We start from the raw sequence: 25,951 nt of genomic DNA, 5'->3' as shown, positions 1-25,951 counted from the left end.
TGTTGCGGATCGGTGATCGATTCCCCTCTTGCGCACGGATTCACGTCAACGTGACAGAAATCCGTGCTCTGTGTGCGAGTGCCCTTGCACACACAGGAGCCGACCAGATTCCAACCTCATCAAAGATCGTGCCCCGACCGGCGGCACTTGTCCGCGCGTCGTTCGGTGCCCGGATCCAACTGCCCCTACAGACTCGGGCCCGGCGATGATTTCCGCGGCCGAACAAGCCGCCGCCATCCCGAACCTCGGAGTTCTTCACCCGCAGGCGAGCCCGCCGAAGCACATGGGGCACCACAGTCCCTGCACAGCTACGACGAAACACTCGACGGCGACTTGATCCTGCGGGGCCGCTGCTGACCGCACTCATCAAGTCCCATGCACCCCCCTGCCCGACTACATCTTGGCGTATCGGGCCATGGTGAACCCGTAGGTGATGATGCCCAGCCGTCGCGTGCGGTGGCTGGTGGTGCCCTCGAGGTCGTCGAGGAAGTTCTATCCGGCTCCTTTGTAGATGTGGTGTAGCCGCCGATCGCTGATGATGATCAGCGATCGCGCCAGCGGCGGTTTGCATCAAGTGTGGACCGGTGAATTTCGGGTCCGATCTACCCGGCGCGGTCCCCGCCCCGGCCGACCCGAACCATCGAAACAAATTGAGCAACAGCTGAATTGGCTACCTGATGTCGGCTTCTCACAGTCGGGTGTAGTCCTGCTGGTCCTGCTCGAACGCGCTCAGGATTTCCGGTGTCAGGGTCGGGCGGGTATCGGCGACGGCGGTCAGGTAGTCCTCGGTGGTCGCGGGTACGCGTGTGTCGTCGCGCATTGCGCGTTCGAACGCGGACTGCGCGCCTGCACGGGCCGCATATTCGATGTCGGCGGGGGTGAATTGCGCTGTGGCGCACACCAAACGGTCGAGGTCGATGGTTTCGGCAGCGGGGCCGAGATATCGTCGCCAGATCGCGTTCCGTGCCAGTGTGTCCGGCGGGCCGACCGGAATCACATAGTCGAATCGACCGGGCCGCAGGAATGCCGAGTCCAATGAGCGGACCGAGTTCGTCGCGCAGATCAGCAGGCGACTGTAGTTTTCCCGGAACGTCGGTATCAGCTTGAGCAGCTCGTTGGTGACTCCGTGCGCAGGGCTTGTCGCCGTGCCCGACCGCGTGCCCGCGATCTCCTCCACCTCATCGATGAACAGCAGCAGCTCGTCGAGTTCGGCCAGGTCGGCGAATACCTCGCGCAATGACGCCGCGAGCCCGCCCGCCCCCGCGGCGGCCAACCGGGAGGGAAACAATTCGACGAACGGCCAGCCGAGTCGGGACGCAACCGCTTTCGCGAAGCTGGTCTTGCCGGTCCCCGGCGGCCCGAACAGGATGACGCTCTTGGGTGGCAAAACCCGATAACGTTCGGCCATATCGGGATTCTCCAAAGGCAACACGACCCGGCGTTCGATGATCCCCTTCTCTCGGTCCATCCCAGCCATCGACTGCCACAGTCCCGGTGGAAGCAGCCGCCCGCCCAGTTCGGTCAGCAGGGTGGACTGCGCGGGGGCCAACGGTTCCAGCAGCTCGTAGTAGACCAGGCCGGCGCGGCGCAAGTACCCGGAATTCTCGAACGCCACAGATCCAGTGGCGCCCTCGGGTACGAGCGTGCAGATCCGCCGCACACCGTTGGACCGCAGCCGCCGCTCCAGTTCGGCAAGCAGGGCACTGCCGATACCGCGCCGCCGCCACCTTGCCGCCAGCGCCACCAGCAGGACCCAGGCCCGCTCGCCATAGGTCTGGGCGACCGCCATCCCGACCATCTCGCCGCCGACCTCGGCCACTACCGCCGACTGCCCCGCGCGCGCAGCCGCCATCACCTCCGCCAGCGCGAAGACCGGCTCGCCGACACCAGGCACACGGCTCTGCTCCCAGATCTGGATCCCCTGATCCAGATCTTCGTCACGGAACTCGCGTAGTCGCCATACCGGCATACATACCTCGAACGGCCATCGGCGAGCCTCGGAGAACTCGGCCGTCCTCTTTAGTAAATACCCTGGGCAATCCCCCCGCCATGCATGACGGGAACCAACTCTGTCGGTGCTCTGACGCACCATCGACTACATGAGTGCGCACGATCACATCAACACGGCCAACGCCGAGGCGGCCCGCGCCGCCGGATGGCCGGAGCTCACAGGTACCCCTGCGCAAACGGGTGGGCCAGCACCATCCGCGGGCCACCCAGTTACGTGTGGTCGCTCGTAAGTGTTCCGCCGGTTGGCGCTGGCACATCCACCGGCGCCACCATCGCGCTCAAACCCTTCTGGAACGCAGTATCCAATCGCCGCTGGGCTACCAGAAACTCCGGGGCATCGCTTTCACCAGCAGTTGGGCGCCCCAGACCGCTTAGCCCGATGATCATCGGGCTGTAGGCGCCCAGTCCGCGCGAAGATCTATTCGGGATCTGTCCCATAGATGGAGCGGTACTCCTTGGCGAAGGCGCGGCGGCCGAGCAGGCGCCAGGCGAGTCCGGCGGCGAACGGCATGTCGGCGAGGAACTTTCGGCGTTCGGCGTGCGGTACCCCTTGCAGGATGAATCCTAGGAAGACCAACTGCCGGTCCTTGGGCACGGCGGCGCGGCCCCGTTCGCCGAGTGCCGCCCATTCGCCGGCGGTCATGACGCGTCCGGCGAGCGGCAGGATGAGTGCCTCCTCCTCGGCCATATGCTCGTCGAGAGCGGCGGCGAGCGACGACAGCGTGGCCGCGAGATGCCTGCGCGCTTCAGGATGCGTCGATGCGGCGAATTCCTCGGCGCTGTCGGCCCGCGCGGGCGATCAGTTCGGCGATTCGCTCATGCTGTTCCTCCATCCGCAGAATCAGTGCGCCATCGGTCTTCGCCCGCCCGAGCAGCAATGGCCACATCAACTCGTCCTCGGCTGCGTGGTGGTGATGCAGGCCGGTATCGAGTTCGGTAAGGAACTCGACGATGCGGCCCGCGGGGGCGGTGTCGCCGTCGGCGACACCGCCGACGAGACCGGGCAGCGCGTCGAAGTGGCGGCGGAAGGCGCGGTGGACAAGCACCATGTCAGCGGTATCGGGGCGTTCGATGGTCTGGGTGTTCATGGTTCTCACTGTGTGTCGATCCGCTTGTAGCGCACTTGCAATAGACTTGGCCGCTCATGGTGCGGATTCAGGTGCTCGGCTCGCTGGCCGCGCAGACGGAGCGCGGCAGCGTCGATCTGGGCGGCCCACGCCGGCGCGGTGTGCTCGCCCTTCTGATCGTGGCCCGCGGCGCGGTCGTCCCGATCGACCGGCTGATCGACGATCTCTGGCGCGGTGAGCCGCCGCCGCGCGCACTCGGCGCGTTGCAGGCCTACATTTCGCACTTGCGCAAGCTCCTCGAGCCGGATCGGCTGCCCCGCTCGCCGGCCACCGTGCTGGTAAGCCAAGCGCCGGGATACGCGTTGCGGCCGGCAACCGGCGGCATGTCCGAACATCGACAGTCTGGATCGGGTTGCCGGTGAAGAATTCCGGTACCTACCAAGGCATTTGGCGCACGACGACCCTTTTGCGACCTTCACCACCGGCTCCCTCCGCCACGGAGTACGCGCATCCTGGGATCGGGCACCGGTGGGGAATGTGGCGGGAATTATAGATGGGTCAACGCGGCGACTTATGGAGTTCGGCGAAACCGCGTAGAATTCGAGCAGGTCGGGACAGCATTTGGAGCCCTATCATGACCGAAAGAAAGAATTCACACACGAAGTTCGCCCGGTTGGCGGCTGCCGCCGGTATAGCCGCAGTTGCCGCGATTCCGGTCGTCGCAGCCGCGGCGCAAGCGCCTACCGCGCGCGCAACGACACCCACGTCTGCAACCCAACTCGTCGACGGCCCAGGCTGGGGTCACGGCGGCGGCTGGGGCCACGGCGGCGGCTGGGGTCACGGCGGCGGCTGGGGTGGCTGGGGTCACGGCGGCGGTTGGGGTGGCTGGGGCGGGGGTTGGGGTGGCTGGGGTCACGGCGGCGGTTGGGGTGGCTGGGGCGGGGGTTGGGGTGGCGGGGGTTGGGGTTGGGGTAACGGCGGCGGTTGGGGATGGAATCCCGGCTGGTGGAACCCGTTCGGCGGCTGGGGCAGCTTCTAGCGCCGGTGACCGAGCCCGGACACGCACAGCGTGCCGGGCTCGGTTGCATCGAGTACCGATCATGTGAAGCCAGGTTCGACCGACCGGGCTGGAGCTGGTGACGAGATGAAGATCGTGTGTGTCGGTGGCGGGCCGGCCGGTTTGTACTTCGCTATTTCGATGAAGCGGCGCGACCCGGCCCATGACATCACGGTGATCGACCGTGATCCTCCCGGGTCCACCTATGGCTGGGGCGTCGTGTATTGGGACGACCTGCTCGACATTCTGTATCGGAATGACCCCGACAGCGCCCAGGCGGTGCGTGCCGAGTCGGTCCTATGGCGTGAACAGGCAATCCATGTGCGCGACGACCAGACCGCACATTTCGGGGGCTACGGGTTCAGCACGGGGCGCGCGGCACTGCTCGACGTACTTTCCCGACGGGCGTGCGACCTGGGCGTCGATGTCCAGCACGGGCGAGAGGTCCACGATCTGTCCGGCTTCGACGACACCGATCTCATCGTCGCCTCCGACGGCGCGAACAGCCGGGTACGGCAGCTGGGTAATCACCGTTTCGGCACGTCCGTCACACTCGGCGAGAATCGATATATCTGGCTCGGGACGGACAAGGTCTTCACCCGATTTACCTTCGCCTTCGAACACACCTCGGCCGGTTGGATCTGGTTCCATGCCTACCCTTCGGTTGCCGAAAAAATCAGCACCTGCATCGTTGAGTGCCAACCGCAGACTTGGCATGGACTGGGATTCGATTCCTTGGACAACCTGGAGAACTTGCGTGTTCTGGAGAACATATTCGCGCGCCTTCTCGACGGTCACTCGTTGATCAGCAAGACACGAGGCGAGTTCGCAAGGTGGAGCCGCTTTCCCGAGATAACCAACAAGACCTGGTATCACGACAACGTGGCGCTGCTCGGCGATGCAGCGCACACGACGCACTTCACCATCGGTTCGGGCACCCGGTTGGCAATCGTCGACGCCGTCGTGCTCGCACAGAATCTGTACGAGCATGCCGAGGTCGCCGACGCGCTGGAGAACTACGATGCGCAGCGGCGCGCTGCGCTGCGCCCGATCCAGGCCGCCGCCCGTACCAGCATGATCTGGTTCGAACACGCCGACCGGTATCTCGACCGCAGCGCCGTGCAGTTCGCCTATGCGATGGCGGCTCGGCACGGACCACAAATGCCGTGGCGATATCAGCTACACCTGCTCACACAGGTACCGACTGTGCGCAGGATCCGGCGTGCCATCGACTCCGGACAGCGGGGGTGGCGGGCCGCCCGACGGGGGGAGCTCGCGATGGCACCGCCGCCGGTGCGCTGGTAAAGGTATTCGGCCGACTTCACCAGGCAACCAGGCCTGTGCCGGTGCAGAATCGCGCGAACTCGACCACCAACATCCGCGAAACCGCACGGCCGGACGGTCCCTCGCCCGAGCCCGCATAGATGCCTTCTACGAACGTCCTTGAATCACGGGTTCGTGCCAGCGTTCGCGACCGCGGAGAACACCGTTGCTGCGGGCTAACCGACCTCGTTCAAGTGCACGATGACGCTGACGCGGCCCTTGTCATCGCGTCGGGCGACGGCGTGCCCGGATCGTTCGGCGCCGTCCAGCTTCAACGAGATGGGGCCACCCGCGCCGAGAAAGTTGCGCCACCACGACTTCTGGTCCGGCATGCCGACCGCGATGGTGATCTCGTCGCCAGAGCGTCGAAAGCCCACCGGTGTGCTGATGGTGTGTCCGGAACGTCGGCCGACGTAAGTGATCTCGGTGATCGCCCGGCTCACCCGGGGCCCGATCCATGGCGCCTTGGTCAACGCCATGACGCCCGCGTTGAATCCGCGCGCAACAGGCCCCAGCACCGCTTTGAGCTCCATCGCATCTCCTGATCGCCGAACGGGTATCGACCACCAAACTAGCGGACCGGCGTGCGTTCGGCAGGGCAGCGACGGCGGCCCGAACTCACCAGACTAGAAATGCGCAGCCCTGAATCCCACTGCGGCACTGATGAAATCGCCGTAGTGGGATGCGCCTCGGGGTCGATTCCGCCGCCGCAGACCAGGTCACCTGCCGCGCGGAAATCGGCGGTACGGTCCAGGTACTGTCGGTTAACGCAAGTATCAGTACTGTTTGGTTTGCTCCGCTGTCCAGGCCGCGATCTGAGCGCGGGAGTTGAATCCGAGCTTGGTCAGGATGTGTTCGACGTGACCTTCGGCGGTACGTTGCGCGATCACCAGCTCGGCGGCGATCTGCCTGTTGGTGAGTCCTTGGGCGATGAGGTCGGCGACCTGCCGCTCACGTTTGGTCAATTTCGTGGAAGCCTCCGACGCCGGAGCCGCCTCGACGGGTTGTTCCCCGAGCGCGTATGCGATCGCGGCATCCATACTCATCTCCCGGCCTTGCCGAAGGGCCCCATCGAATCTGCGAGCGCCGAGAGTCTGACGCGTCGTCCGATCGCATTCCTCGTGAAAGCGCGACATATTCCGCAGGACGGCCCGCACACTGTTGCTCACCAGCCATTTTCCCTGGGCTGCCCCCATAAGCACGGCCGCGCGCTCGGCATTGCCCTGGTCGGCGGCAATCCAGGCCAGCGCCTCGAGACTGAACGCGGTGAACACCGGACTATTCGGTCGCCGGTTGATTCGCAATGCCGCCTCGAGCAACCGTTGGGCACGGTCCAGTTCGCCTTGCAGCCATGCGGAAACACCCAAGCCACGCAACGCAACAGAACGATAGAGCAATTCGCCCTGCCCTTCGGTGATGGAGAGTACTCGGCGGTAATGCTCGGTCGCTCGGTCCATGTGGCCGCGCAGTTCGTATGACCAGGCAAGGATGGTCAGCGCACTGATGTAGAGCTCTCCAGTCGGGTCCGAGCTGAGCAGTGCGACAGCTCGTTCCAGGAAGGAGGACGCCTCGACCGCCGCGCCGCCGGCGAGTGCGACGATGGCGGCAGCGTAGGCGAGCTGTCCTTCGATGGCGGGGGTCGATGCCTGTTCGGCAAGCAGCCGCCCCTCCTCCAGAAAGGCGGCGGCAGCTCGGAAATCCCCCTGTGGTGCGGCAACCTCGCAGCCCGCGCGTAGCGCACTGATGCGGTCGGGTATCGATCGCGCGCGGGGGTGGCCGAGAACGCGGTCGAGCCAGGTTCGGCCTTCTCCGTACATTCCGCGAAGGACCCAGAATTCGTGCAGCGCGGCGGCGGTTCGCAGCCCGGCCTCGGCTGCCTCGTCGGTGTCCTCGGACAGGCAGGATTCGAGCGCGTCGCGTAGGTTGGGCAGCTCGCGTTCGAGGCGGGCGATCCAGTAGGTCTGCCGGTCGCTGATCCACCCCGCTTGGGCGTCCAGCGCCAATTGTTGGTACCAGTCGCGGTGCCGTCGGCGCAGCTCGGTGTCTTCGCCGGACTCCTGCAGCCTTTGCCGACCGTAGTCACGCATTGTCTCGAGCATTCGGAAACGCACGATGGTGTGCGATTCCTCCCGGATCAGAATCGACTTGTCCACCAGAGAGGACAGCACATCGAGCAGGCTGTGCGGTGCCAGGTCGGCACCGCATACCTGTTCTGCGGCGTCGAGTTCGCAACTCACGGCGAATACCGACAACCGGGCCCACAGGCGCTGTTCGGCCGGGGTACACAACTCGTAGCCCCAGTCGACACACCATCGCAGCGTCTGCTGCCGGGTCGGCGCGGTACGACTGCCACGGGTGAGCAGCGCAAACCGATCATCGAGGCGTTGCAGTATCTGCTCGGGTGACATCGCGCGCATCCGAGCCGCCGCCAGTTCGATCGCCAGCGGCAACCCATCCAGCCGGGCACAGATCCGGGTCACGACAGCCACGTTGTTCTCGTCGAGTTCGAATCCCGGCACGGCTGCCGCGGCACGGTCGGCGAACAGCGTCACCGCGTCGAAACGGGGCAGCCCCGTCAGCGTCGGCTCCCGGTCCTGATCCGGGAGGGTCAGCGGCGCCACCCGCAGCACCGCCTCCCCCGAGATATTCAACGCTTCCCGGCTGGTGGCGAGAATCCGCAGTTCCGGGCAAGTTCGCAGCAACGCCTCGCTCAACTTCGCCACGGCATCCACCATGTGCTCGCAGTTGTCCAGAACGAGCAATATTTCCCGCGAGCTCAGAAACTTGAGCAGAACATCGCGCAAACGACCGGGCGACTCGTCCCGCAAACCCAGCGTGGCCGCCGCGACATCGACCAGGAGGGCGGCATCGGAGACCTCGGCCAGTTCGACCAACCACACCCCGTCGGCGAAATCCCGCTGCGCCTGCGAAGCCGCCCGCAGCGCCAGCCGCGTCTTGCCGACACCCCCGACTCCGGTAAAGGTGATCAGCCGGGACGTGGACAGCAGATTCTTTACCGCCGACAACTCGGTGCGTCGACCGACGAAAGTGTTCAGCTCGAGCGGCAGATTGCCACCACTGTCCATGGCGCCGGCCGCCGGCAGCGGGCGCCATCCCCTCGTCAGTGGATCCTGGTGTCGATTCTCGACAATCGAATCGGACTGCCGGCCCGTCTCACCGACCGCGAAGCCGTGGCGCTGCTCTACCTGTCGAATGCTCTCACTACCGACATGTCTTCGGTCACCAGGCAACATGCGCTTACCTTTCGCTAATGCTCAGCGTATCGCCGACGAGCGCCAAGTCCCGGGTCGTGATGTAACTGGGGCCGGCCCCTGGCGGTATGTGCGGTGCAGACCGGACGAGTCGCCCACGACCCGTGCGGAATCACGACCGTGATCGTCGATGTCCCTTCGGGCAGGGGCACCCTGCGGGCCCGATCGTCCGGCGAGCAGATCACCCGTGTCGACCTCGTCGACGTCGCGAGCTATCAGCTCGACCTGCACGTCGTCGTATCGACCTCACGCGGTGAAGTCGCCGTCGATTTCAGCTACGGCGGCGCCATCCACTCGCGAACGCCCCGAGCTGCACCTCGAAGTACACCCGTTCTCCGACAAGACCTTTCACCAGATAATCGAGTAGAGCTATCTGGCTTGCGGTCGTTTATCATTCAATGACCGGATCCGGCCAATGCTGGATTCGGTCCGGCACTCTGTCGAGGTGGGACGCAGTGTGGTCGGGGAGGGAGTTTCTCTGTGGTTGGCGAGTACACGCCGGTGATCGAGGCGCAGCTCGCCACGATGCAGGCAGAGTATGCGGCGTTGGTCCGGTCACGGCAGGGATGGTCGCTGCGGGAGCTGTTCGGTACGCCCGACTGCGACATCGTCGATTTCTGTGCGGGTTTCGCGCCGAATCCGTTCGGGGAGCAGGCATGTGCGGAGGTGGAACAGTTCTGCCGCCGGTACGGGATTTGGTTGGACGCCGGGGGCGCGCACTACAACAGCATGACTCCATACCTGCATCCACATGCTGTCACCGCCGAGCGGATGACCGTCATCGGGATCTACAACGCGATCCTGTTCTGGCTCAACGATACTGTCGGCCGTGAGAAGTTCGCCCACCTGACCGAAGCCGAAAAGCACCAGGCTCGCGCGACCGTGGAACACCTGTGCCGACTGCTCGATACACGTTGTGCCGCAACGAATCCGACTCCGGTGGAGGTCGCGACAGCGGAATTCGTGGAGCGGGTGGGGGCTTGGGCGGACCCGGACTGGCTGAATCGGTTCCTCGATTCGACCATCGACCATCTGCGTCCGGCGATCCAGGATCAGAACGCTCGTGCGCGCGGCGAGTTGCTCACCGTAGCGGACTACATCGACCTGCGTGCGCAGGTGTCGGGTATGTATCCAGCAATCGCACTATGCGAGTTCGGCCGCGACGAGTATCTGCCGTGGGATCGGATTCGCGCCGTCGGGCTCGACGCCGATCTGCGGCAGTTACGGCGCTCGACCGTAGAGATCGGAGCGCTGATGAACGATATGTTCTCCTTCGAAAAGGAATGCATCCATGACCGCGCTGATTTCAATCTGATCCCGGTCTGCCTGCTGAACACCCCGGGTGCCACCCTTGCCGACGCTGTGCACGACGCCGCACGACTCGTGCGCGACCGCCTGACCGAATTCCGCAGGATTCGAGCCAGGATCGATCGCCAGTGCGGGGAGATCACCGACAGATCCGTCGCCGAACCGGTATCGGCCCATATCGAGGACCTGCTCGGGTGTGTGCAAGCCACCTGGGTATGGCAGAAAACAACGCTCAGATATAAGGGGACGTCGATCTTCGGCGAAAACCGTCTCTGGTGAATGTTGCCCAACCCGGAAATTTCCACACGAAACGGTCTACACGGTCTATCGTTCGGTTGAACGCAACGCCGCTCTCGGTCAGGGGTTGTCGAGCGGCGCAAGGTATCGAAGGGTTGTGGTGGACGACTCCCAGTGTGGTGCACTGGCTCGAACCTGGTGGCAAACACTTGCCGCCGCCGACGGCATGCGTATGCCCGATGACTTCGGTTACAACCAGTTATCCGGCCTGATCGACGACCTTTCAGCAGCCATCGAGGCCGAACCCTTCGACGTGACCGTGGGCAGCCGAGTCGGGGCGGCGCTATCGGCTGCGCAGCTGGCCCAGGAGCGGGTGCCCGCGGTATCGGCACAGGTGTTGTACCGGCTGGCCGACTACTCCGATCGACCCGATGCCCGGCAACGCCTCGCCGGCCTGCTGGCCGCTCTCGGACAAGGCCATCAGTCTCGTGCACAGCACTATTCAGCCGAGCAGAACGACCGCGACGAGCAGGATGCGCGATATCGCATCCTGTTCGACAATACGGCCGTCGCGATCGCCATCGGCGACACCAACGGCACACTGCTGGAAGCCAATCGGGGCTTGGCCGACATGATCGGCGTACCGATCGAGGCGCTGCGTGGGATATCGGTGTACGACTTCGCCCATCCCGATGACCGCGACGATATCCGCGCCGTGCTCTACGACAAGCTTGTTCCCGCCGGGGAAGGCACGGTCAGACTCGAACGTCGACTGGTACGCGCCGACGGCAGCGTCGGTTGGATGTCATTCGCCATCTCCTACGTCAAAGGCATAGACGGACAACCCGACTACCTGCTGGCCATCGGAGCCGACATCACCGAAGAACACCGGCTCCAACTCGAACTGCATAAGCAGGCCCGACATGATCCCCTCACCGGCCTCCCGAACCGACGCTACCTGCTCGAGCGGATCGAAGAACTCATCGCGACCGCCGACGAAAGCGACCGGGCCGGACTGTGTTTCGCCGATCTGGATCACTTCAAACATGTCAACGACCGCTTCGGCCACGGAACCGGCGATAAAGTCCTCGCTGCGGTGGCCGCCCGTTTGCATGACAAACTGCATGGATACGACTGCCTCGTTTCCCGGCTCGGCGGCGACGAATTCGTCGTCCTGATCCCGCCACCAGCCACCACTGACCAGGTAACGGGTATCGCAGACCAACTGTTGTCGGTATTTCCCGACCCCATCACCATCGACGGCCAGCAACTGAAAGTCGCCGCCAGCATCGGTGCGGTGATCACACCGATCGCAGGCGCCAATGCCGAATCCCTGCTCGACGCCGCCGACGCCAGCCTCTACTACGCGAAAACCAACGAAAAGGGCCATTGGGTCCTGCACAGCCTGCAGGCACCGACCTGAGGTCAGATCGTCGAAGTGCGCCGTTCCCGTTGTCGGTCCGCTACCGCCCGGCGGCGGCTCGACGAAACCGACGACCGCCCGCTGCGATCCAGACCTGAAGGCGTGGCAGGTAGCGCGTCGACCTCGTTGTCAGCGCGCTCCGCACGTCCCCGTTGGGGTGTACTGGCAAGGGTTCTCGGTGCGGCCCCGGTACTGATCGTGGCCGTCGCTGTTGGAGCGCGCTCCGTAGCCGTAACCACTGTTGTGCTGACTGTGGTCAGTACTGTTGGGACGCGTTCCCGAGCCGTAGCCGTGACCGCCCCCGGGACTGTGCGAATCCCGCGGCCCGGCCGAGGCCGCGAACAGGTGCGGCGAGGCGATCGTCAGCAGCACCAGCGCGATGCTGAACAGCGTCGCGACCACCACACGACGCACCGTCCAGAACTTCGTCGCGATCTCCATGAGTCATCTTCCCCTTAATTAACGTACCGCTATATAACGACACATTAATCGATGGTACGTCACAAGGGAAGGCGCTGCCCTGGATTCGTTCAGATCAAATCGCCCGCCAGCGCCTCCGAACAGGCCTGATGACCTGCGACTACACAGCTATCGATACAGCGTGGATGCCGACGACTTCCGTTGCTGCCGGATCAGCATCGCGGTGCGGCCAACCCTGATCAGTCAGACCGTGAGAACCATGCGGTATCGGGCCCGTCCCTGTTCCATTGCGCTGTATGCCTCGGCCGCGTCATCCAGCGGCCGTTGTTGGATCCGTGTGCGCACGCCGGACTGGACCGCGAATTGCATTGTTTCCTCGATATCGCGGGCGGTGCCGGAGGCGTGGCCGGTGACGCTGAGTCCGCGGCCGATCAGCTGCATCGGGCTGATCGGCAGCGGTTCGGCGGAGACCCCGATGGCGATGAGCTCACCGCGCGGTAGCAGCCCATCGACGGTTTCGGCCATGGCTTCGGCGTTGCCCACGGTCCCCAGAACAACCGACACACCGCCGAGTCCCCGCAGCGCTCGGCTGACCTCGCCGGCGGTCGAGTCGATGTAGTGGTGAGCGCCGAGCGCGCGGGCGTCCTCGGCTTTGCCGGTGCCGCGCGCGATCGCGATCGTTTCGAAACCCATCGCGTGGGCGAACTGCACGCCGAGGTGGCCCAATCCGCCGACTCCCAGAACGGCGACGCGGTCGCCGGGTACCGCCCGGGTTTCGCGAAGCGCGTGGTAGGTGGTAACCCCGGCACAACCCATCGGCGCGGCCTCGGCCAGGGAAAGCGCGTCCGGGATGCGGGCCAGCGCATTGGCCGGTACGGTCACCGACTCGGCGTATCCGCCCGGATACTGCCAGCTGGGGACCTGCATGTTCTGGCAGTGGATGAAGTCACCTTCGCGGCACGGCACGCACTTGCCGCAATGCCCACCGAACCAGCCCACGGCAACGCGGTCACCGACGGCGTAGTTGTCGACGCCTGCACCGAGTTCGGCGATGGTGCCTGCGATCTCATGCCCCGGTGTCAGCGGCCACGACATGCCGGGAAATGCTCCGTTGACGAACGCGCGGTCGGTGCCGCAGATCCCGCATGCCGAGACCGCGAGGCGCACGTGGTCGCGCGCCGGTGCGTCCGTCTCGACATCGACCAGTTTCAGCGCCGCACCGGCGGACTGCACGTGAACAGCCTGATGAGTAGACATCGGTATCCTCGCTTTTCCTGGGGAGCGTCGGGGACCTCACCGCAGCGACCGAGCCAGCGACGCCGACAATTCTCGAACGGTAATCGGCCAACGCTGGATGCCATCGACGCTGCGATCGCCTGCAAATACGGTGCCAGCAGCGCCCTGTCACGGTCGTAGCACTACCTGAAATGGCCAGCCGACGAGTCCCGCGCGGCGTCGGCGACACACTGCAAAAGGCACCGGCCCAAAACGATGCCAGTGGAAATCATACGTCCGCCGGTCTTGCCATCAGGTGACAATCGTCTTCGACACCGCCACGCCGATGGTCCCGCACGCTGGTGCCGATGCTCGAGAAGTTCGCGCAGTTCGAGCGCTACCGAGACGACCTGCCGCGCATCTTCGGGGTCACTGTTTGTGTCCGACACCCTGACCGTGACCACCCGCAACCCCGGCACCGGCAGCATTCTGTCGAGCTGGACTCGATGCCATCGCGGGCGGCCTTGCGCCGGCATGTGCCCGAAGCTCATGCTTCATCAATAGGAACACCGCGCACGTCGAGGGCGATCATTCGGTCCGATATACCTCCGGCGGACGGTGCCGGCGTGCTCTACGGCGTGCGCGAATACCCCGAGGAGGACCTCGCGCAGATCGTTCTCACCCTCCTGGCTTTGAACCAGCGCCGTCGATACCGACGGAACAACACGGGCCTGCCAGCCGCCCAGGGTCTCGACTGCTGCGGACACGACGCCCGAACAGCGGCCCTGACCCGCCACCCCTGAAGCAAAGGAGCAAACAATGTCCACCATCCACTTCAAGGAGACCACCAGCTCGACACCGGAGCAGTTCGTGGCGGCGCTCACCGATTTCGGGCCGGGCCGCTCGCAGGTGTTCGGCAACAGCACCGACCAATACCTCGAGGTGCACGACAGGGGCCGACGTGATGCCGACGTCACCGAGGGCTCGCATGGCATCTGGGAACGCCTGCACTACGACTGGTCGAACCCCGACCGCGTCGTCATGACAACCACCGATTCGAACGTATGGGGCGGCCACTCGGGTCACACCTATACCTTCACGCGCCGACCTGACGGGAAGACCGATCTGGATGTCGTCGTGGTGCGCGAGGGCAAGAACCTCAAGGGACGGGTCCTCGGAGTCGTGGTCGGGACCGTCGGCAAACGCGTCCTGAAGCAGGCCCTCGACAAGACCGTCAAGGCTATCGAAACGCGCGACACCGAAGGCGGAACCGCAGAACGCTCGTGACGCGACCCCGGTCCAGGTTTACCCCCGCCCGCGCGATCAGGGCATTTGCATGCGGTGGCCAAGACCGTCGGTCGACCACTGAGGTTTCAGGTCAGATGTCAGCCTTGCAAGCCCTGAACCGGTTTGTGCGTGTGGGCTTCGATATCTGTTATTGCCGCGTGGAGCAGTTGGTGGGCCAGATCTTGCAGTGCACGGGCACACGCGAGCTCATCGCCGATGGCGGGAACGTTCTGGTCGGCGGGATTGGTGTGAGCTGACCCGGCCGCGATCAACGGCTCATCTCCGCGGCCGATCAGCTGGGCCTTTACCTTGGTCAGGCGGTCGAGTTCTTCGATGGCGATGGAGATGTTCCAGGTTTTCGACGGCATTCGCACTGCCCTCCAGATTCAGTGGGGACTGTGTCGCTTCACCTCCAATATCGCACCTCCCTGGCTCGCGCACACCATGCTCGGCTCGACGATTTTGTCGACCACGCCCTCGTATCGGGGCGATACCCTTGGGCAGGGAGGTTTGGCGGAAAGGAAATAATGTGGGGCAACTACGACATAGGCCGTATCGCGCCTAGCCGCCGGCTGAGCGCCTGGCGCTGATCTCCGAGCGACCGATGTACGAGCCGACCGATCTGGTCGATCCAGCTGAGCGAACCCGCACAGCACTTGCCGCTGTGGTGGCACGGTTTTCCAAGGCTTGGGCGTCCGGGTCCCCACCAGACCTGTCGGCGTACCTGCCCCGCGAACCGGCTGAGCGGCGCACGATACTGATCGAACTGATCAAGATCGATCTCGAATTCCGCTGGCTTCGCTATCACTTTCCCAAACGACTGATCGAATACCGTGCGGAATTCGTAGAGCTGCAAGATGGTCCGCTTCCGGCCGAACTGGTCTACGAGGAGTTCCACGCCCTGCGCCGCGGTTCGCACGCAGCCGATGCGGCTACCCTCGCCGAGGCCACCGCCACGGCGGCCGGTCCCGATCTCGCACAGCTCACGAGCGACTACCGCAGCACGATGATTGCTCGTCCGAGTGCCCAAATGGTTCTCGACGCCATAGATGTCGGCCACCATATCGACGATTTCGACCTCCTGATGAGGATCGGGGCCGGCGCCTTCGCCCAGGTGTATCTCGCGCGGCAACAATCAATGCAGCGACTGGTCGCGGTCAAGATTTCCCATAACCACGGCAACGAGCCGCAGACCCTCGCGCAATTGGACCACGAATACATCGTGCGCATCTTCGACCAGCGACTCATCGCCGACGGCGAGCTGAAGCTGCTGTACATGCAGTACCTACCCGGGGGAACGCTGCTCGACGTGCTGCGCCTACAGCGCTCGAGGCCGCCGGAATACCGCAGTGGGCAACTGCTGCTCGATGCCATCGACAAGGTGCTCGCCGATAAGGGCGAGGTTCGGCCGACGGAATCAGCGGTTCGGACACGGACCGCCGCACTGACGTGGCCGGAGACCGTCGCCTGGCTGGGCCGCCGACTCGCGGACGCACTGCAGCACGCGTCCGACCGAGGGGTATTGCATCGAGACATCAAACCCGCGAACGTGCTGCTGAGCGCCGAGGGAATCCCGAAGCTGGCCGACTTCAATGTCAGCTCCAGCAAACACCTCAAGGGGACAAGTCCCCTCGCGTACTTCGGCGGATCACTGGCGTACATGTCACCCGAACAGCTCGAAGCCTGCCATCCGGACCTCCCGGCGACCGCCGCCGACCTCGATACTCGAAGCGACATCTACGCGCTGGCTGTCATGCTGTGGGAGTTGCTGACGGGCCACCGGCCATTCGCAGACGAAACCTCCGCGGGCGAATCGGAGACCTCGCTGGCCCGCATGCTCGAACTGCGGCGCAGACCCGTCGAATCGACGTTCCTGTCGGAGCTTCCGCCGGATTGTCCCGTGGCGTTACGCCGTGTGCTGCTGAAGTGCCTGTCACCCGACCGCGAAGACCGCTACGCCTGCGGTTCGGAATTGGTCCAGCAGTTCGACTTGTGCCTCGAGGAACTGGCCCGCGACCTTGTCTATCCGCCGCCGAACAGTTGGCGGGCCCGACTTTCGCGCTGGCCCACCCCCGTCCTGTGGGTATCTTCGCTGGTCGGGGTGACCCTGGCTACGGTCTACCTGGCTGTGCACGTCCAGGAACTGATCAGAGAGCAGCTCTCCGATGCCACCAACGCGCAGCTGGACAAGGGTGTCATCGTTTTCATCCTCTGCGCGTCGCCACCTGCCATCCTCATCTACGCATACATGTCGCGTAATTTGCTCGCGGTTCCTCGCGGCTTGCGCGCCGGCAGACGCTACGACGAGGCAGTGCTCGCGCGCGTGCGGTCGCGAACACTGTTCTGGGGCGACCTGTGTGCAATGAACACCCTGCTGTTCGCGGTTTGCGCAACCGTGACGGGGGTGATGTTGCTTCGCTGGTTTACCGACCTACCGGCGCGGCTGATAGTTCATGCCGCGGCAACCGTTCTGGTGGCGGGCACCATCTCCGTTGCCTATACATTCTTCCTTTCCACGTTCTACGTCGTCCGCTGCGTCTATCCCATCTACCTGCGCCACGGCCGCACATCGGCGCACGACGCCGCTTACCTGCGTGCACTGCGTCGCAGACTCACGGCCTATCTTGCGGTGACGGCGTCGGTGCCGCTGGTCGGGGTGCTGGCCGGATTCACCGCCCTCGAACCCGAGGAGCTTCCGCTCGTGCGCGATTCGGTTGTGGGGTTGTGCGCGGCCTCTGGGCTGGCGTTCGTCGCCGCTTATTGGTTGTTCCGCAAGCTGGATGCAGACCTGCGCGCACTCGAGCGGGTGGTCTTGCAAAAGCCTGATTCTCGCTGAGGAGAAGCCGGAAGCGATACGGATTGTTCTTGCTGTCCGGTTTCGTGGACAGCGGCAGATCCGCCGCAACAATCCGCTTGGCCTGCAAGGTATTCAGCAGCGGCGGGAGAGTTCCGGCTACCGGCGCGTCCGTGCCACCCGCGGCGGCGATGGCGCTGTAGGTAGGTTCACCGCTGCCGATCGGCCCGGCAGCAGAATATTGCCGAGGCGAGTTCGCCCGCGGCGTAGGATTCATCCCGGGGCTTGTCGAAAGGCGAGGTCGGGATGCATGAAATGGCGATAACCCAGTACCTTGTCGACGCCGTCTGCGAGCATGCGCAAGGGCGCGTGGTGCATGACGTGACGGTCGAGGTCGGCACGCTGTGCGCTGTGGTGCCCGAGTCGATGCAGTTCTGTTTCGAGCTTGCCACCGAGGGAACGATCGCTGAGGGAGCAAAGCTGGACCTGCGCATTGTCGAAGGGACGGCGCGCTGCCGGAACTGCGGGGCGGAATTCGTTCTGCCCGACCTCATCGTGCTGTGTCGTTGCGGCAGCGCCGATGTCGAGATAACTGCGGGGCGGGAACTTCGAATCGTATCGATGGAGGTGAGTGAGCGATGTGCGCAACCTGCGGATGCGAGGGCGACGGGGTCGCTGTGATCACCGTCGGACATCAGGACCACGAACACCCGCACGATCATGGTCACCATGAGCATGGTCCCGGGCATGAACACGAGCACCACCACGAACACGCTCTGACCACGCTGACCCTCGAACAGAAGGTGCTGGCCAAGAACGACGAGCTCGCCGCGGCGAACCGTGCGCGATTGCGTGAACGCGGGATCTTGGCGCTGAATATGACCAGTTCGCCCGGCGCGGGGAAAACGACCCTGATCGAGCGGACGATTCGCGAGTTCGACTCGGTTCCGGTGGCCGTCATCGAGGGCGATCAGGAAACCGTGTTGGATGCGCAGCGCATCGAGGCAACCGGCTGCAAGGTCGTGCAGGTGAATACCGGCGCGGGCTGCCATCTCGACGCGGACATGATGCGGCGCGCTCTCGACGCGCTGGATCCGGGGCCGGGCAGCCTGCTGTTCGTGGAGAATGTGGGCAATCTGGTCTGTCCGGCATTGTTCGATCTCGGCGAGGCGGGCAAGGTCGTGATCATCTCGGTCACCGAGGGCACCGACAAGCCGTTGAAATACCCGCACATGTTTGCCGCGGCGGAGCTGGTGTTGATCAATAAGACCGATCTGCTGCCGTATGTGGACTTCGATTCAGCGCGATGCGTGGAGTACGCGCAGTCGGTGAATCCCGGCGTAAAGATCCTTCCGGTATCGGCGACCACGGGCGATGGACTAGCCCTTTGGTACGACTGGCTCAGCGCCAGGCTAACCGTCGGCATACCGAATACCTTGAAAGCCGTTGGCTCTCAGACCTAGACTCATGTGATCAGAGTCACACGCGGACGGGTCGGTTGAGCTGACCGGAGACATACCGCGTGCCCCCGCTGCGGAAGGTGGCAGTCCAATGCCAACTCAGGAAGCAGTAAAAGCCGAAGACACACTGATCCACGTCCTCTGGATCAATGCGGGACTCAGCTGTGACGGCGATTCGGTGGCCCTCACCGCCGCCACCCAGCCGAGCATCGAAGAGATCGCACTCGGATCACTCCCGGGATTGCCGAAGATTGCCGTGCATTGGCCGCTCATCGATTTCGAATGCGGTCCGACCGGCGGCGCGGACGATTTCCTGGAGTGGTTCTTCAAGGGAGATCGGGGCGAACTCGATCCGTTCGTTCTGGTCGTCGAGGGGTCGATCCCCAATGAGCAGTTGCACGACGAGGGTTACTGGTGCGGCTTCGGCAACAACCCTGCGACCGGTCAGCCGATGACGACGAGCGAATGGCTCGATCGGCTGGCGCCCAAAGCGACCGCAGTGGTCGCCGCGGGCACATGCGCGACGTACGGCGGTATCCACGCGATGGCGGGAAATCCGACCGGCGCGATGGGTGTCCCGGACTATCTCGGCTGGGATTGGAAGAGCAAAGCGGGCATCCCGATCGTCTGCGTGCCCGGCTGCCCGATCCAGCCCGACAATCTGTCCGAGACCCTTACCTACCTTCTCTATATGGCCACGGGCCAGGCGCCGATGATTCCGCTCGACGATGCGCTGCGCCCGAAGTGGTTGTTCGGCGCCACCGTGCACGAAGGTTGCGACCGAGCGGGCTACTACGAGCAGGGTGATTTCGCCGAAGAGTACGGATCACCGAAATGCATTGTGAAGCTGGGCTGTTGGGGTCCGGTCGTCAAGTGCAACGTGCCCAAGCGCGGCTGGGTCAACGGCGTGGGCGGGTGCCCGAATGTGGGTGGCATCTGCATCGGCTGCACGATGCCGGGATTCCCGGACAAGTTCATGCCGTTCATGGACGAACCGCCGGGCGGCAAGATCTCCTCGACCGCTTCCGGGCTGTACGGGTCGGTGATCCGCAGCCTTCGCCACATCACCGGCCGTACCGTCGACAAGGAACCGCGCTGGCGGCACAAGGGCGGGAAGCTCGAATCCGGCGCGACACGCACCTGGTAGGGAGACATTTCGATGACAGAGATCATTCCCGATCCGTCGCTGCGCAAGATCGAACCCGACTCCTTGGTGGAGATGGCCTGGGATCCGATCACCCGCATCGTCGGCAGCCTGGGCATCTACACCAAGATCGACTTTTCCAGTCGCGAGGTCGTCGAGTGCCACAGCACCTCGTCGATCTTCCGCGGCTATTCGATTTTCATGAAGGGCAAGGACCCGCGCGACGCGCACTTCATCACCAGCCGCATCTGCGGCATCTGCGGTGACAACCACGCGACCTGCTCGTGCTACTGCCAGAACATGGCCTACGGGGTCAAACCACCGCCTATCGGCGAGTGGATCGTCAACCTCGGCGAGGCCGCCGAGTACATGTTCGACCACAACATTTTCCAGGAGAACCTGGTCGGGGTGGATTTCTGCGAGAAGATGGTCGCCGAGACCAACCCGGGCGTGCTCGAACTCGCCGAGCGCACCGAGGCTCCGCACGCCGGTGACCACGGCTACCGCACTGTCGCCGACATCATGCGGGCGCTCAATCCGTTCACCGGCGAGTTCTACCGGGAGGCGCTGCAGGTCAGCCGGTACACGCGCGAAATGTTCTCCCTGATGGAGGGCAGGCACGTGCACCCGTCGACGCTGTATCCCGGTGGGGTCGGCACGGTCGCGACGATCCAGCTGATGACCGACTACATGTCGCGGCTGATGCGGTACGTGGAGTTCATGAAGAAGGTCGTGCCGATGCACGACGACCTGTTCGACTTCTTCTACGAGGCGCTGCCGGGCTACGAGCAGGTGGGTCTGCGCCGCACACTGCTCGGCTGCTGGGGATCGTTCCAGGATCCAGCGGTATGCAACTTCGAGTACAAGGACATGGAGCAGTGGGGCCGGGAGATGTTCGTCACCCCTGGCGTCGTCGTGGACGGGAAGCTGATCACCACCTCGCTGGTCGATATCAATCTCGGCCTCCGGATCCTGTTGGGCAGTTCGTATTACGAGGACTGGACCGATCAGGAAATGTTCGTCACGACCGATCCGCTCGGCAATCCGGTCGACCGGCGCCACCCATGGAATCAGCACACCAACCCGAGACCGCAGAAGCGCGACCTGGACGACAAGTACAGCTGGGTGATGTCCCCCCGCTGGTTCGATGGCAAGGACCATCTCGCACTCGACACCGGAGGTGGGCCCCTGGCTCGCCTGTGGACGACGGCGCTGGCCGGGCTGGTGGACATCGGTTACGTCAAATCCACCGGATCCAGCGTGCAGATCAACCTGCCCAAGACCGCGTTGAAGGGCCCGGTCACCTTGGAATGGAAGATTCCGGCGCACGGCAGCAACACGATCGAACGCGACCGGGCGCGGACCTACTTCCAGGCCTACGCGGCGGCATGTGCGGTGCACTTCGCCGAGCAGGCGCTCGGTGAGATCCGAGCGGGCCATACCAAGACCTGGGAACACTTCGAGGTGCCCGACGAGGGCATCGGCTGTGGTTTCACCGAGGCGGTGCGCGGTGTGCTGTCGCACCACATGGTCATCCGGGACGGCAAGATCGCCAACTACCACCCGTATCCGCCGACGCCGTGGAACGCCAGTCCGCGTGACTCCTTCGGTACGCCGGGGCCTTACGAGGACGCGGTCCAGGGCCAGCCGATCTTCGAGGAGAACGACCGGGAGCACTTCAAGGGCATCGACATCATGCGCACGGTGCGCAGCTTCGATCCGTGCCTGCCCTGCGGGGTGCACATGTATCTGGGCAACGGCGTCACCCTGGACAAGGTCCATTCACCGACGCAGGCGCTCACCGCGGAATGACAGGCCGGGCCGACGACGGGAGGCACAGCGTGGACGGTCGCCCGCAGCAGCGAGCCAGACCGATCGACGACAACCAGTGGCGGGGCGCGGGTGATCGCATCGACACCCTGCTGGACGCCTGTTCGGCAGGCGGCCCGGTGGCGCGCGAGCGCGCCGAGCGTCTCCTGCGTGAGGTCGTCGACCTCTACGGCGCGGCACTCGACCGGGTCATGGCCGTGCTCGACGACCGGACCGTCGAGGAGCTGACCCGCGACGATCTGGTCGCGAGCCTGCTGTTGGTACACGGCCTGCACCCGCACGACGTGCGAACAAGGGTCGCGACGGCGCTGGACAGCGTCCGCCCCTACCTCGGCTCGCACGGCGGCGATGTGACGCTCATCGACGTCGCCGACGGTGTCGTGCAGCTCGAGTTGTCCGGTAGCTGTCGCACGTGCCCTTCATCGTCGGTGACCCTGGAACTGGCGGTGGAGGATGCGGTGCGCGCGGCCGCACCGGAAATCGAGGCCATCGAGGTGGTCGCCGCGGCGGCACAGGCGCAGGCGGGGGTGATACCGGCCGAAGCGCTGTTCGCGCGGGTACACACCGGTGATCCGCCCGCGGGCAGCTGGATCTCGGTCCCGGAACTCGCGGACCTGGCGGCAGGCGAGGTCGGCGGGTTCACGGTGGCCGACGTGCCGGTGCTGGCCTGCAGGGTCGGCGCGGACCTGTTCGTCTATCGCGACCGCTGCGCGGCCTGTGGGCGTTCGATGGCGGGGGCCGCACTGCACCGCAGGATGGGAGCCCCGGCAGGCTCGGCGGTGCTGCGCTGTCCGGGATGCCAGGCCCATTTCGATGTGGTGCACGCCGGAACGCGGCTGGACGGCGAGGGGCATCTGGAGCCGCTGCCCGTGCTGGTGCGCTCCGGTGAGATCTCGGTGGCGGTACCCGCGGAGGTCCGCGGATGAACCAGAGCCTGCGCGCACTGCGTCGTATCGCGACCGATCCGCCCCCGCCCGCGGCGGCCGGAGAGCGGTGCGAAATGTGTGCCGAACCGGTCGGTGCACAGCACCGGCATGTGGTGGATATCGAAGGCAGGCAGCTGATGTGCGTATGCGTGGGCTGCTATCTGCTGTTCACCGATCAGCAGGCCGCGCTGCGCTACCGGGCAGTGCCCGACCACTACGTCTCGTTCCCCGACTGTGCGATCGGTCAGGGCGAATGGGACGCCCTCGACATCCCGGTCGGCTTGGCGTTCTTCTTCGTCAATTCGGCGCTCGGACGCACTGTCGCGTTCTATCCGGGACCGGCAGGTGCCACCGAATCCGAACTGCCGCTGCGGGATTGGCGGGCGATGCTGGATCGCCATCCCGAACTCGACCGGCTCGCACCGGATGTCGAGGCCCTGCTGATCCGGATGCCCGAGCGCGGCGGTCCCGGTGCGGTCCTGCTGCTGCCGATCGATGCCTGCTACGAGTTCGTCGGACGGATGCGGATGCTGTGGCGCGGATTCGACGGCGGTAGGGAGGCCAGGGACTACATCGCGGAATTCTTCACCACGATGTCGGCTCGGGCCCGGCCGGAGGTGGCGTGATGAGCCCGGCCTATGCGATGACCTTCGCGGTGCTCGAGGTGCGGCCGGAACCGTACGCGGTCACCCCGAATCTGTCGGCGCGCATCGGCATCGCCGCGCTGTCCGAGGAGCCGGTGCACGCGATCGCGCTGCGGGCCCAGGTGCGCATCGAACCCTACCGGCGCGGCTACTCGGACACCGAAGGCGCGGGCCTGCTGGACCTTTTCGGCCCGCGCGAACGCTGGCACGAAACACAGAAGTCGTTCTCCTGGATGCACTGTGCCACCATGGTGCCCGGCTTCTCCGGCGGCGCCGAGGTGGAGCTGCCGATGCCGTGCACCTACGACTTCGAGGTCACCGGGTCGAAGTACCTGCACGCCCTGCGCGAGGGCACCGTACCCCTGATCTTCCTGTTCAGTGGCACCGTATTCATCAGGGGGGAAACGGGTTTCGCGGTTCAGCAGGTGCCATGGGACCGCGAGGACAAATTCGACATGCCGGTCGCCGTATGGCGCGATCTCATGGACGCCCACTATCCGAACTCCGGCTGGGTGCGGTTGCGCCGGGAGAATGTCGAAGCGCTGGCCGCCTACAAGTCTTCGCACGGGTTGCTCGGATTCGACGACGCGGTCGCGAAACTCCTCACCGAGGAGTCCGCGCCGTGAACGCCGTCATGACCCGTGCCCGCGCCGTCGCCGACGCGGTGCTGTACGAGGGGTACCTGCTGTACCCGTACCGGTCGGACGCCCGAAAGAACCAGTCCCGCTGGCAGTTCGGCGTGCTCGGCCCGCGCGGCGCGGCCGCGGCCGGATTCGGTGAGGACGATTCGCTGGCCGCCGAATGCCTCGTCCGCGCGTCCGGTGCCACGCAGATCACGCTCACCGCGCGGTTCCTGCAACTGCAGCGCCGAACGGTCGAACTGGACGGAATCGCGCGCGCCGAAGTGATCGTCGACGGTCGCCGATGGGTCAGCTGGGACGAAGCCACTGAATGCGAAATCCCCTGTGGCCCTTTGTCATTGGCGGACAAGACGATGCCGATCGAAATACCGGGCTGGCAGGCGGTCGAACCGATTCCAGGATCGACGGCGGGCGTGCTGGTGCGCACCCGAGCACCGATCGAGGGCACGCTCGAATTGACTGTCGCCGCCGAGGGCGACTATCGACGCGTCGGAATACGGCTGCGCAACAGCGGCGGCGCGGCCACCAACTCGGACGACTCCACCGCCCGCTCCATGCTCGGCGCCCACGTGATCGCCGAACTCGACGGCGGTGAGTTCGTCTCGCTCCTCGACCCCGAACCCGGCGCCGAGACGGCCGTCGAGCACTGCACCCAGCACCGCTGTTTCCCGGTGTTGGCCGGGCCGCCCGGCCACAACGACGTTGTCCTGGTGTCGCCGATCATCCTCTACGACCATCCCGAGATCGCCGAGCAGAGCGCGGGTCAGCTGTTCGACTCCACCGAAATCGACGAAATCCTCACCCTGCGCGTGATGGCGCTCACCGACGACGAAAAGGAACGGGCCCGCGCCACCGACCCGAGAGCCGCCGAGATCATCGACCGCTGCGATCGCATGACGCCCGAGGCCATGCACGACCTGCACGGGCTGTGGCGCGAGCCGGCGCCGCGCCTGGTGCCCGAGGTGCCCGAGGGCGTGAGCTGGTGGGATCCCGCTGCCGACGGTGCGGTGCGCCCGGAGTCCGACGCGGTCCCGATCGCCGGGGTGCTGGTTCAGAAGGGCAGCCGGGTTCGGCTGCGCCCGACGCGGCGCGCCGACGCCCACGACCTGTTCTACGAGGGCAGGGCGGCGCGCGTCACCTCGGTGCACGCCGACGTCGACGGCGAAACGCACGTCGGTGTGGTCATCGACGACGATCCGGCGGCCGATCTGCACGAATGGTATGGCCGCTACCTGTATTTCGCTCCAGATGAGCTCGAACCGATTGTCAACGGCGACGAGTGAAAGGAATACGGTCATGGAAGTAGTCGGTGTGGTCGCCATCGCGGTGGTGGCAGTAATCGTCGTGGGCGGCGCGTATGTCGGCATTCGGTCGATCCCCGACCTCCGGCGTTATATGAAGATTCGCCACATGTGAGATGAGCGCCCGCGTGCTCATTGCCGGGATCGGCAATATCTTCCTCGGCGACGACGGATTCGGCCCCGAGGTGGTCAGTCGGCTGCCCACGGCGTCGGAGGAGAACCAGCGGATCGTCGACTACGGCATCCGCGGGTTGCACCTGGCCTACGACCTGCTCGACGGGTGGGATGCGGTGGTACTGGTGGACGCCCTGCCGAATACCGGCGAACCCGGACGCGTGCAGACCCTGCGCGCCGAGCCCGAGTCGGGGGCGACGACGGCCATGGACGCGCACGCGATGAATCCGGAGGCGGTCTTCGCCGCGGTGCGCGCGCTCGGCGGTGTCGTGCCGCCGACCGTCGTCGTCGGTTGCCAGGTCGACTCGGTGGTCGAGGGAATCGGCCTCAGCCCTGCCGTCGCCGCGGCCGTCGCCCCTGCGGCGGCCGAGGTCACGCGCATCGCGGCGCAATTGCGCGCTGGACAGGAGGTGTGAGG

At 65.0% G+C, this 25,951-nt stretch carries 26 protein-coding genes and 1 pseudogene; 19 read left to right on the top strand and 8 right to left on the bottom strand.

Features of this window, described 5'->3' with window-relative positions:
- Positions 1 to 688: 688 nt before the first annotated feature.
- The 3 genes from ACIBW7_RS10400 to ACIBW7_RS10390 form a co-directional block, all read right to left on the bottom strand.
- On the bottom strand, positions 689 to 1,969 hold the full coding sequence (locus ACIBW7_RS10400) for an ATP-binding protein (RefSeq protein ID WP_397046001.1): 1,281 nt from the start codon (positions 1,967 to 1,969) through the stop codon (positions 689 to 691).
- A 459-nt stretch (positions 1,970 to 2,428) separates the two neighbouring features.
- Complete coding sequence (locus ACIBW7_RS10395) at positions 2,429 to 2,698, bottom strand: hypothetical protein (RefSeq protein WP_397046000.1); 270 nt, start codon at positions 2,696 to 2,698, stop codon at positions 2,429 to 2,431.
- A 58-nt stretch (positions 2,699 to 2,756) separates the two neighbouring features.
- Complete coding sequence (locus ACIBW7_RS10390; RefSeq protein ID WP_397045999.1) at positions 2,757 to 3,098, bottom strand: hemerythrin domain-containing protein; 342 nt, start codon at positions 3,096 to 3,098, stop codon at positions 2,757 to 2,759.
- 56 nt (positions 3,099 to 3,154) lie between these two features.
- Between ACIBW7_RS10390 and ACIBW7_RS10385 the strand changes: the two are divergent.
- The 3 genes and pseudogenes from ACIBW7_RS10385 to ACIBW7_RS10375 all read left to right on the top strand — a co-directional run.
- A pseudogene (locus tag ACIBW7_RS10385) lies at positions 3,155 to 3,442 on the top strand (winged helix-turn-helix domain-containing protein); the annotation flags it as partial.
- Between the two features lie 269 nt (positions 3,443 to 3,711).
- On the top strand, positions 3,712 to 4,116 hold the full coding sequence (locus ACIBW7_RS10380; RefSeq protein WP_397045998.1) for a hypothetical protein: 405 nt from the start codon (positions 3,712 to 3,714) through the stop codon (positions 4,114 to 4,116).
- A gap of 105 nt (positions 4,117 to 4,221) precedes the next feature.
- Positions 4,222 to 5,439, top strand: coding sequence for an FAD-dependent monooxygenase (locus tag ACIBW7_RS10375; RefSeq protein ID WP_397045997.1), 1,218 nt, complete (start codon positions 4,222 to 4,224; stop codon positions 5,437 to 5,439).
- 194 nt (positions 5,440 to 5,633) lie between these two features.
- Here the strand turns inward: ACIBW7_RS10375 and ACIBW7_RS10370 are convergent, their stop codons facing one another.
- Together ACIBW7_RS10370 and ACIBW7_RS10365 are read right to left on the bottom strand one after the other, a co-directional pair.
- Positions 5,634 to 5,990, bottom strand: a complete 357-nt coding sequence (locus ACIBW7_RS10370; RefSeq protein WP_397045996.1) for a nitroreductase/quinone reductase family protein — start codon at positions 5,988 to 5,990, stop codon at positions 5,634 to 5,636.
- Between the two features lie 243 nt (positions 5,991 to 6,233).
- Positions 6,234 to 8,543: an ATP-binding protein gene (locus tag ACIBW7_RS10365; RefSeq protein WP_397045995.1), complete on the bottom strand. Its 2,310-nt coding sequence runs from the start codon at positions 8,541 to 8,543 to the stop codon at positions 6,234 to 6,236.
- Between the two features lie 261 nt (positions 8,544 to 8,804).
- Between ACIBW7_RS10365 and ACIBW7_RS10360 the strand changes: the two genes are divergently transcribed.
- From ACIBW7_RS10360 to ACIBW7_RS10350, 3 genes are all read left to right on the top strand, one after another.
- Positions 8,805 to 9,131 (top strand): proline racemase family protein, encoded by a 327-nt coding sequence (locus ACIBW7_RS10360; RefSeq protein ID WP_397045994.1) that lies wholly within the window; start codon positions 8,805 to 8,807, stop codon positions 9,129 to 9,131.
- 78 nt (positions 9,132 to 9,209) lie between these two features.
- On the top strand, positions 9,210 to 10,316 hold the full coding sequence (locus tag ACIBW7_RS10355; RefSeq protein ID WP_397045993.1) for a terpene synthase family protein: 1,107 nt from the start codon (positions 9,210 to 9,212) through the stop codon (positions 10,314 to 10,316).
- A gap of 118 nt (positions 10,317 to 10,434) precedes the next feature.
- A complete protein-coding gene (locus ACIBW7_RS10350) occupies positions 10,435 to 11,697 on the top strand; it encodes a diguanylate cyclase domain-containing protein (RefSeq protein WP_397045992.1) in 1,263 nt (420 codons plus the stop codon).
- Positions 11,698 to 11,826: 129 nt separating this feature from the next.
- Here the strand turns inward: ACIBW7_RS10350 and ACIBW7_RS10345 are convergent, their stop codons facing one another.
- Complete coding sequence (locus ACIBW7_RS10345) at positions 11,827 to 12,138, bottom strand: hypothetical protein (RefSeq protein ID WP_397045991.1); 312 nt, start codon at positions 12,136 to 12,138, stop codon at positions 11,827 to 11,829.
- A 222-nt stretch (positions 12,139 to 12,360) separates the two neighbouring features.
- Positions 12,361 to 13,374, bottom strand: a complete 1,014-nt coding sequence (locus tag ACIBW7_RS10340) for an alcohol dehydrogenase catalytic domain-containing protein (RefSeq protein WP_397045990.1) — start codon at positions 13,372 to 13,374, stop codon at positions 12,361 to 12,363.
- Positions 13,375 to 13,700: 326 nt separating this feature from the next.
- On the opposite strand from ACIBW7_RS10340, the gene ACIBW7_RS10335 reads away from it, so the two are divergent.
- Together ACIBW7_RS10335 and ACIBW7_RS10330 are read left to right on the top strand one after the other, a co-directional pair.
- On the top strand, positions 13,701 to 14,135 hold the full coding sequence (locus tag ACIBW7_RS10335) for a hypothetical protein (RefSeq protein ID WP_397045989.1): 435 nt from the start codon (positions 13,701 to 13,703) through the stop codon (positions 14,133 to 14,135).
- Positions 14,136 to 14,151: 16 nt separating this feature from the next.
- Entirely contained in the window at positions 14,152 to 14,619 is a 468-nt protein-coding gene (locus ACIBW7_RS10330; protein ID WP_397045988.1) for a hypothetical protein, read from the top strand.
- Positions 14,620 to 14,717: 98 nt separating this feature from the next.
- Here the strand turns inward: ACIBW7_RS10330 and ACIBW7_RS10325 are convergent, their stop codons facing one another.
- The gene (locus ACIBW7_RS10325) at positions 14,718 to 14,987 is read right to left on the bottom strand and encodes a DUF1876 domain-containing protein (RefSeq protein WP_397045987.1); all 270 of its coding nucleotides are present in this window, start codon (positions 14,985 to 14,987) and stop codon (positions 14,718 to 14,720) included.
- A gap of 236 nt (positions 14,988 to 15,223) precedes the next feature.
- On the opposite strand from ACIBW7_RS10325, the gene ACIBW7_RS10320 reads away from it, so the two are divergent.
- The 11 genes from ACIBW7_RS10320 to ACIBW7_RS10270 all read left to right on the top strand — a co-directional run bounded on the left by ACIBW7_RS10320 (position 15,224) and on the right by ACIBW7_RS10270 (position 25,949).
- The gene (locus ACIBW7_RS10320) at positions 15,224 to 17,455 is read left to right on the top strand and encodes a serine/threonine-protein kinase (protein WP_397045986.1); all 2,232 of its coding nucleotides are present in this window, start codon (positions 15,224 to 15,226) and stop codon (positions 17,453 to 17,455) included.
- Between the two features lie 264 nt (positions 17,456 to 17,719).
- Positions 17,720 to 18,094: a hydrogenase maturation nickel metallochaperone HypA gene (locus ACIBW7_RS10315; protein WP_397046542.1), complete on the top strand. Its 375-nt coding sequence runs from the start codon at positions 17,720 to 17,722 to the stop codon at positions 18,092 to 18,094.
- The gene (hypB, locus tag ACIBW7_RS10310; RefSeq protein WP_397045985.1) at positions 18,052 to 18,876 is read left to right on the top strand and encodes a hydrogenase nickel incorporation protein HypB; all 825 of its coding nucleotides are present in this window, start codon (positions 18,052 to 18,054) and stop codon (positions 18,874 to 18,876) included. Before ACIBW7_RS10315 ends, hypB begins: the two co-directional genes overlap by 43 nt.
- 88 nt (positions 18,877 to 18,964) lie before the next feature.
- Entirely contained in the window at positions 18,965 to 20,020 is a 1,056-nt protein-coding gene (locus ACIBW7_RS10305; protein ID WP_397045984.1) for a hydrogenase expression protein HypE, read from the top strand.
- Positions 20,021 to 20,032: 12 nt separating this feature from the next.
- On the top strand, positions 20,033 to 21,829 hold the full coding sequence (locus ACIBW7_RS10300) for a nickel-dependent hydrogenase large subunit (protein ID WP_397045983.1): 1,797 nt from the start codon (positions 20,033 to 20,035) through the stop codon (positions 21,827 to 21,829).
- Between the two features lie 29 nt (positions 21,830 to 21,858).
- The gene (locus ACIBW7_RS10295) at positions 21,859 to 22,773 is read left to right on the top strand and encodes a NifU family protein (RefSeq protein ID WP_397045982.1); all 915 of its coding nucleotides are present in this window, start codon (positions 21,859 to 21,861) and stop codon (positions 22,771 to 22,773) included.
- Positions 22,770 to 23,399 (top strand): DUF5947 family protein, encoded by a 630-nt coding sequence (locus tag ACIBW7_RS10290; protein ID WP_397045981.1) that lies wholly within the window; start codon positions 22,770 to 22,772, stop codon positions 23,397 to 23,399. Before ACIBW7_RS10295 ends, ACIBW7_RS10290 begins: the two co-directional genes overlap by 4 nt.
- The gene (locus tag ACIBW7_RS10285; protein WP_397045980.1) at positions 23,399 to 24,043 is read left to right on the top strand and encodes a DUF6084 family protein; all 645 of its coding nucleotides are present in this window, start codon (positions 23,399 to 23,401) and stop codon (positions 24,041 to 24,043) included. The genes ACIBW7_RS10290 and ACIBW7_RS10285 overlap by 1 nt, the downstream gene beginning before the upstream one ends.
- The gene (locus ACIBW7_RS10280; protein WP_397045979.1) at positions 24,040 to 25,341 is read left to right on the top strand and encodes a hypothetical protein; all 1,302 of its coding nucleotides are present in this window, start codon (positions 24,040 to 24,042) and stop codon (positions 25,339 to 25,341) included. The genes ACIBW7_RS10285 and ACIBW7_RS10280 overlap by 4 nt, the downstream gene beginning before the upstream one ends.
- A 13-nt stretch (positions 25,342 to 25,354) precedes the next feature.
- Positions 25,355 to 25,474: a DUF6893 family small protein gene (locus ACIBW7_RS10275; RefSeq protein WP_373864772.1), complete on the top strand. Its 120-nt coding sequence runs from the start codon at positions 25,355 to 25,357 to the stop codon at positions 25,472 to 25,474.
- Between the two features lies 1 nt (position 25,475).
- Positions 25,476 to 25,949: a hydrogenase maturation protease gene (locus ACIBW7_RS10270; RefSeq protein ID WP_397045978.1), complete on the top strand. Its 474-nt coding sequence runs from the start codon at positions 25,476 to 25,478 to the stop codon at positions 25,947 to 25,949.
- Positions 25,950 to 25,951: the final 2 nt, after the last annotated feature.

Origin of the sequence: Nocardia sp. NPDC049526 (assembly GCF_044465765.1) — a bacterium.
GTDB lineage: Bacteria > Actinomycetota > Actinomycetes > Mycobacteriales > Mycobacteriaceae > Nocardia.
Note: the sequence above shows the minus strand (reverse complement) of the source record. Positions and strands in the feature narration are given on the sequence as shown.

What these genes read in the sequence shown, in the direction of transcription:
- ACIBW7_RS10400 (WP_397046001.1), bottom strand. Translation starts at nt 1,969, where the DNA reads ATGCCGGTATGGCGACTACGCGAGTTCCGTGACGAAGATCTGGATCAG.
- ACIBW7_RS10395 (WP_397046000.1), bottom strand. Translation starts at nt 2,698, where the DNA reads ATGGCCGAGGAGGAGGCACTCATCCTGCCGCTCGCCGGACGCGTCATG.
- ACIBW7_RS10390 (WP_397045999.1), bottom strand. Translation starts at nt 3,098, where the DNA reads ATGAACACCCAGACCATCGAACGCCCCGATACCGCTGACATGGTGCTT.
- ACIBW7_RS10380 (WP_397045998.1), top strand. Translation starts at nt 3,712, where the DNA reads ATGACCGAAAGAAAGAATTCACACACGAAGTTCGCCCGGTTGGCGGCT.
- ACIBW7_RS10375 (WP_397045997.1), top strand. Translation starts at nt 4,222, where the DNA reads ATGAAGATCGTGTGTGTCGGTGGCGGGCCGGCCGGTTTGTACTTCGCT.
- ACIBW7_RS10370 (WP_397045996.1), bottom strand. Translation starts at nt 5,990, where the DNA reads ATGGAGCTCAAAGCGGTGCTGGGGCCTGTTGCGCGCGGATTCAACGCG.
- ACIBW7_RS10365 (WP_397045995.1), bottom strand. Translation starts at nt 8,543, where the DNA reads ATGGACAGTGGTGGCAATCTGCCGCTCGAGCTGAACACTTTCGTCGGT.
- ACIBW7_RS10345 (WP_397045991.1), bottom strand. Translation starts at nt 12,138, where the DNA reads ATGGAGATCGCGACGAAGTTCTGGACGGTGCGTCGTGTGGTGGTCGCG.
- ACIBW7_RS10340 (WP_397045990.1), bottom strand. Translation starts at nt 13,374, where the DNA reads ATGTCTACTCATCAGGCTGTTCACGTGCAGTCCGCCGGTGCGGCGCTG.
- ACIBW7_RS10335 (WP_397045989.1), top strand. Translation starts at nt 13,701, where the DNA reads ATGCTCGAGAAGTTCGCGCAGTTCGAGCGCTACCGAGACGACCTGCCG.
- ACIBW7_RS10330 (WP_397045988.1), top strand. Translation starts at nt 14,152, where the DNA reads ATGTCCACCATCCACTTCAAGGAGACCACCAGCTCGACACCGGAGCAG.
- ACIBW7_RS10325 (WP_397045987.1), bottom strand. Translation starts at nt 14,987, where the DNA reads ATGCCGTCGAAAACCTGGAACATCTCCATCGCCATCGAAGAACTCGAC.
- ACIBW7_RS10320 (WP_397045986.1), top strand. Translation starts at nt 15,224, where the DNA reads ATGTACGAGCCGACCGATCTGGTCGATCCAGCTGAGCGAACCCGCACA.
- ACIBW7_RS10315 (WP_397046542.1), top strand. Translation starts at nt 17,720, where the DNA reads ATGCATGAAATGGCGATAACCCAGTACCTTGTCGACGCCGTCTGCGAG.
- hypB (WP_397045985.1), top strand. Translation starts at nt 18,052, where the DNA reads ATGTGCGCAACCTGCGGATGCGAGGGCGACGGGGTCGCTGTGATCACC.
- ACIBW7_RS10305 (WP_397045984.1), top strand. Translation starts at nt 18,965, where the DNA reads ATGCCAACTCAGGAAGCAGTAAAAGCCGAAGACACACTGATCCACGTC.
- ACIBW7_RS10300 (WP_397045983.1), top strand. Translation starts at nt 20,033, where the DNA reads ATGACAGAGATCATTCCCGATCCGTCGCTGCGCAAGATCGAACCCGAC.
- ACIBW7_RS10290 (WP_397045981.1), top strand. Translation starts at nt 22,770, where the DNA reads ATGAACCAGAGCCTGCGCGCACTGCGTCGTATCGCGACCGATCCGCCC.
- ACIBW7_RS10285 (WP_397045980.1), top strand. Translation starts at nt 23,399, where the DNA reads ATGAGCCCGGCCTATGCGATGACCTTCGCGGTGCTCGAGGTGCGGCCG.
- ACIBW7_RS10275 (WP_373864772.1), top strand. Translation starts at nt 25,355, where the DNA reads ATGGAAGTAGTCGGTGTGGTCGCCATCGCGGTGGTGGCAGTAATCGTC.
- ACIBW7_RS10270 (WP_397045978.1), top strand. Translation starts at nt 25,476, where the DNA reads ATGAGCGCCCGCGTGCTCATTGCCGGGATCGGCAATATCTTCCTCGGC.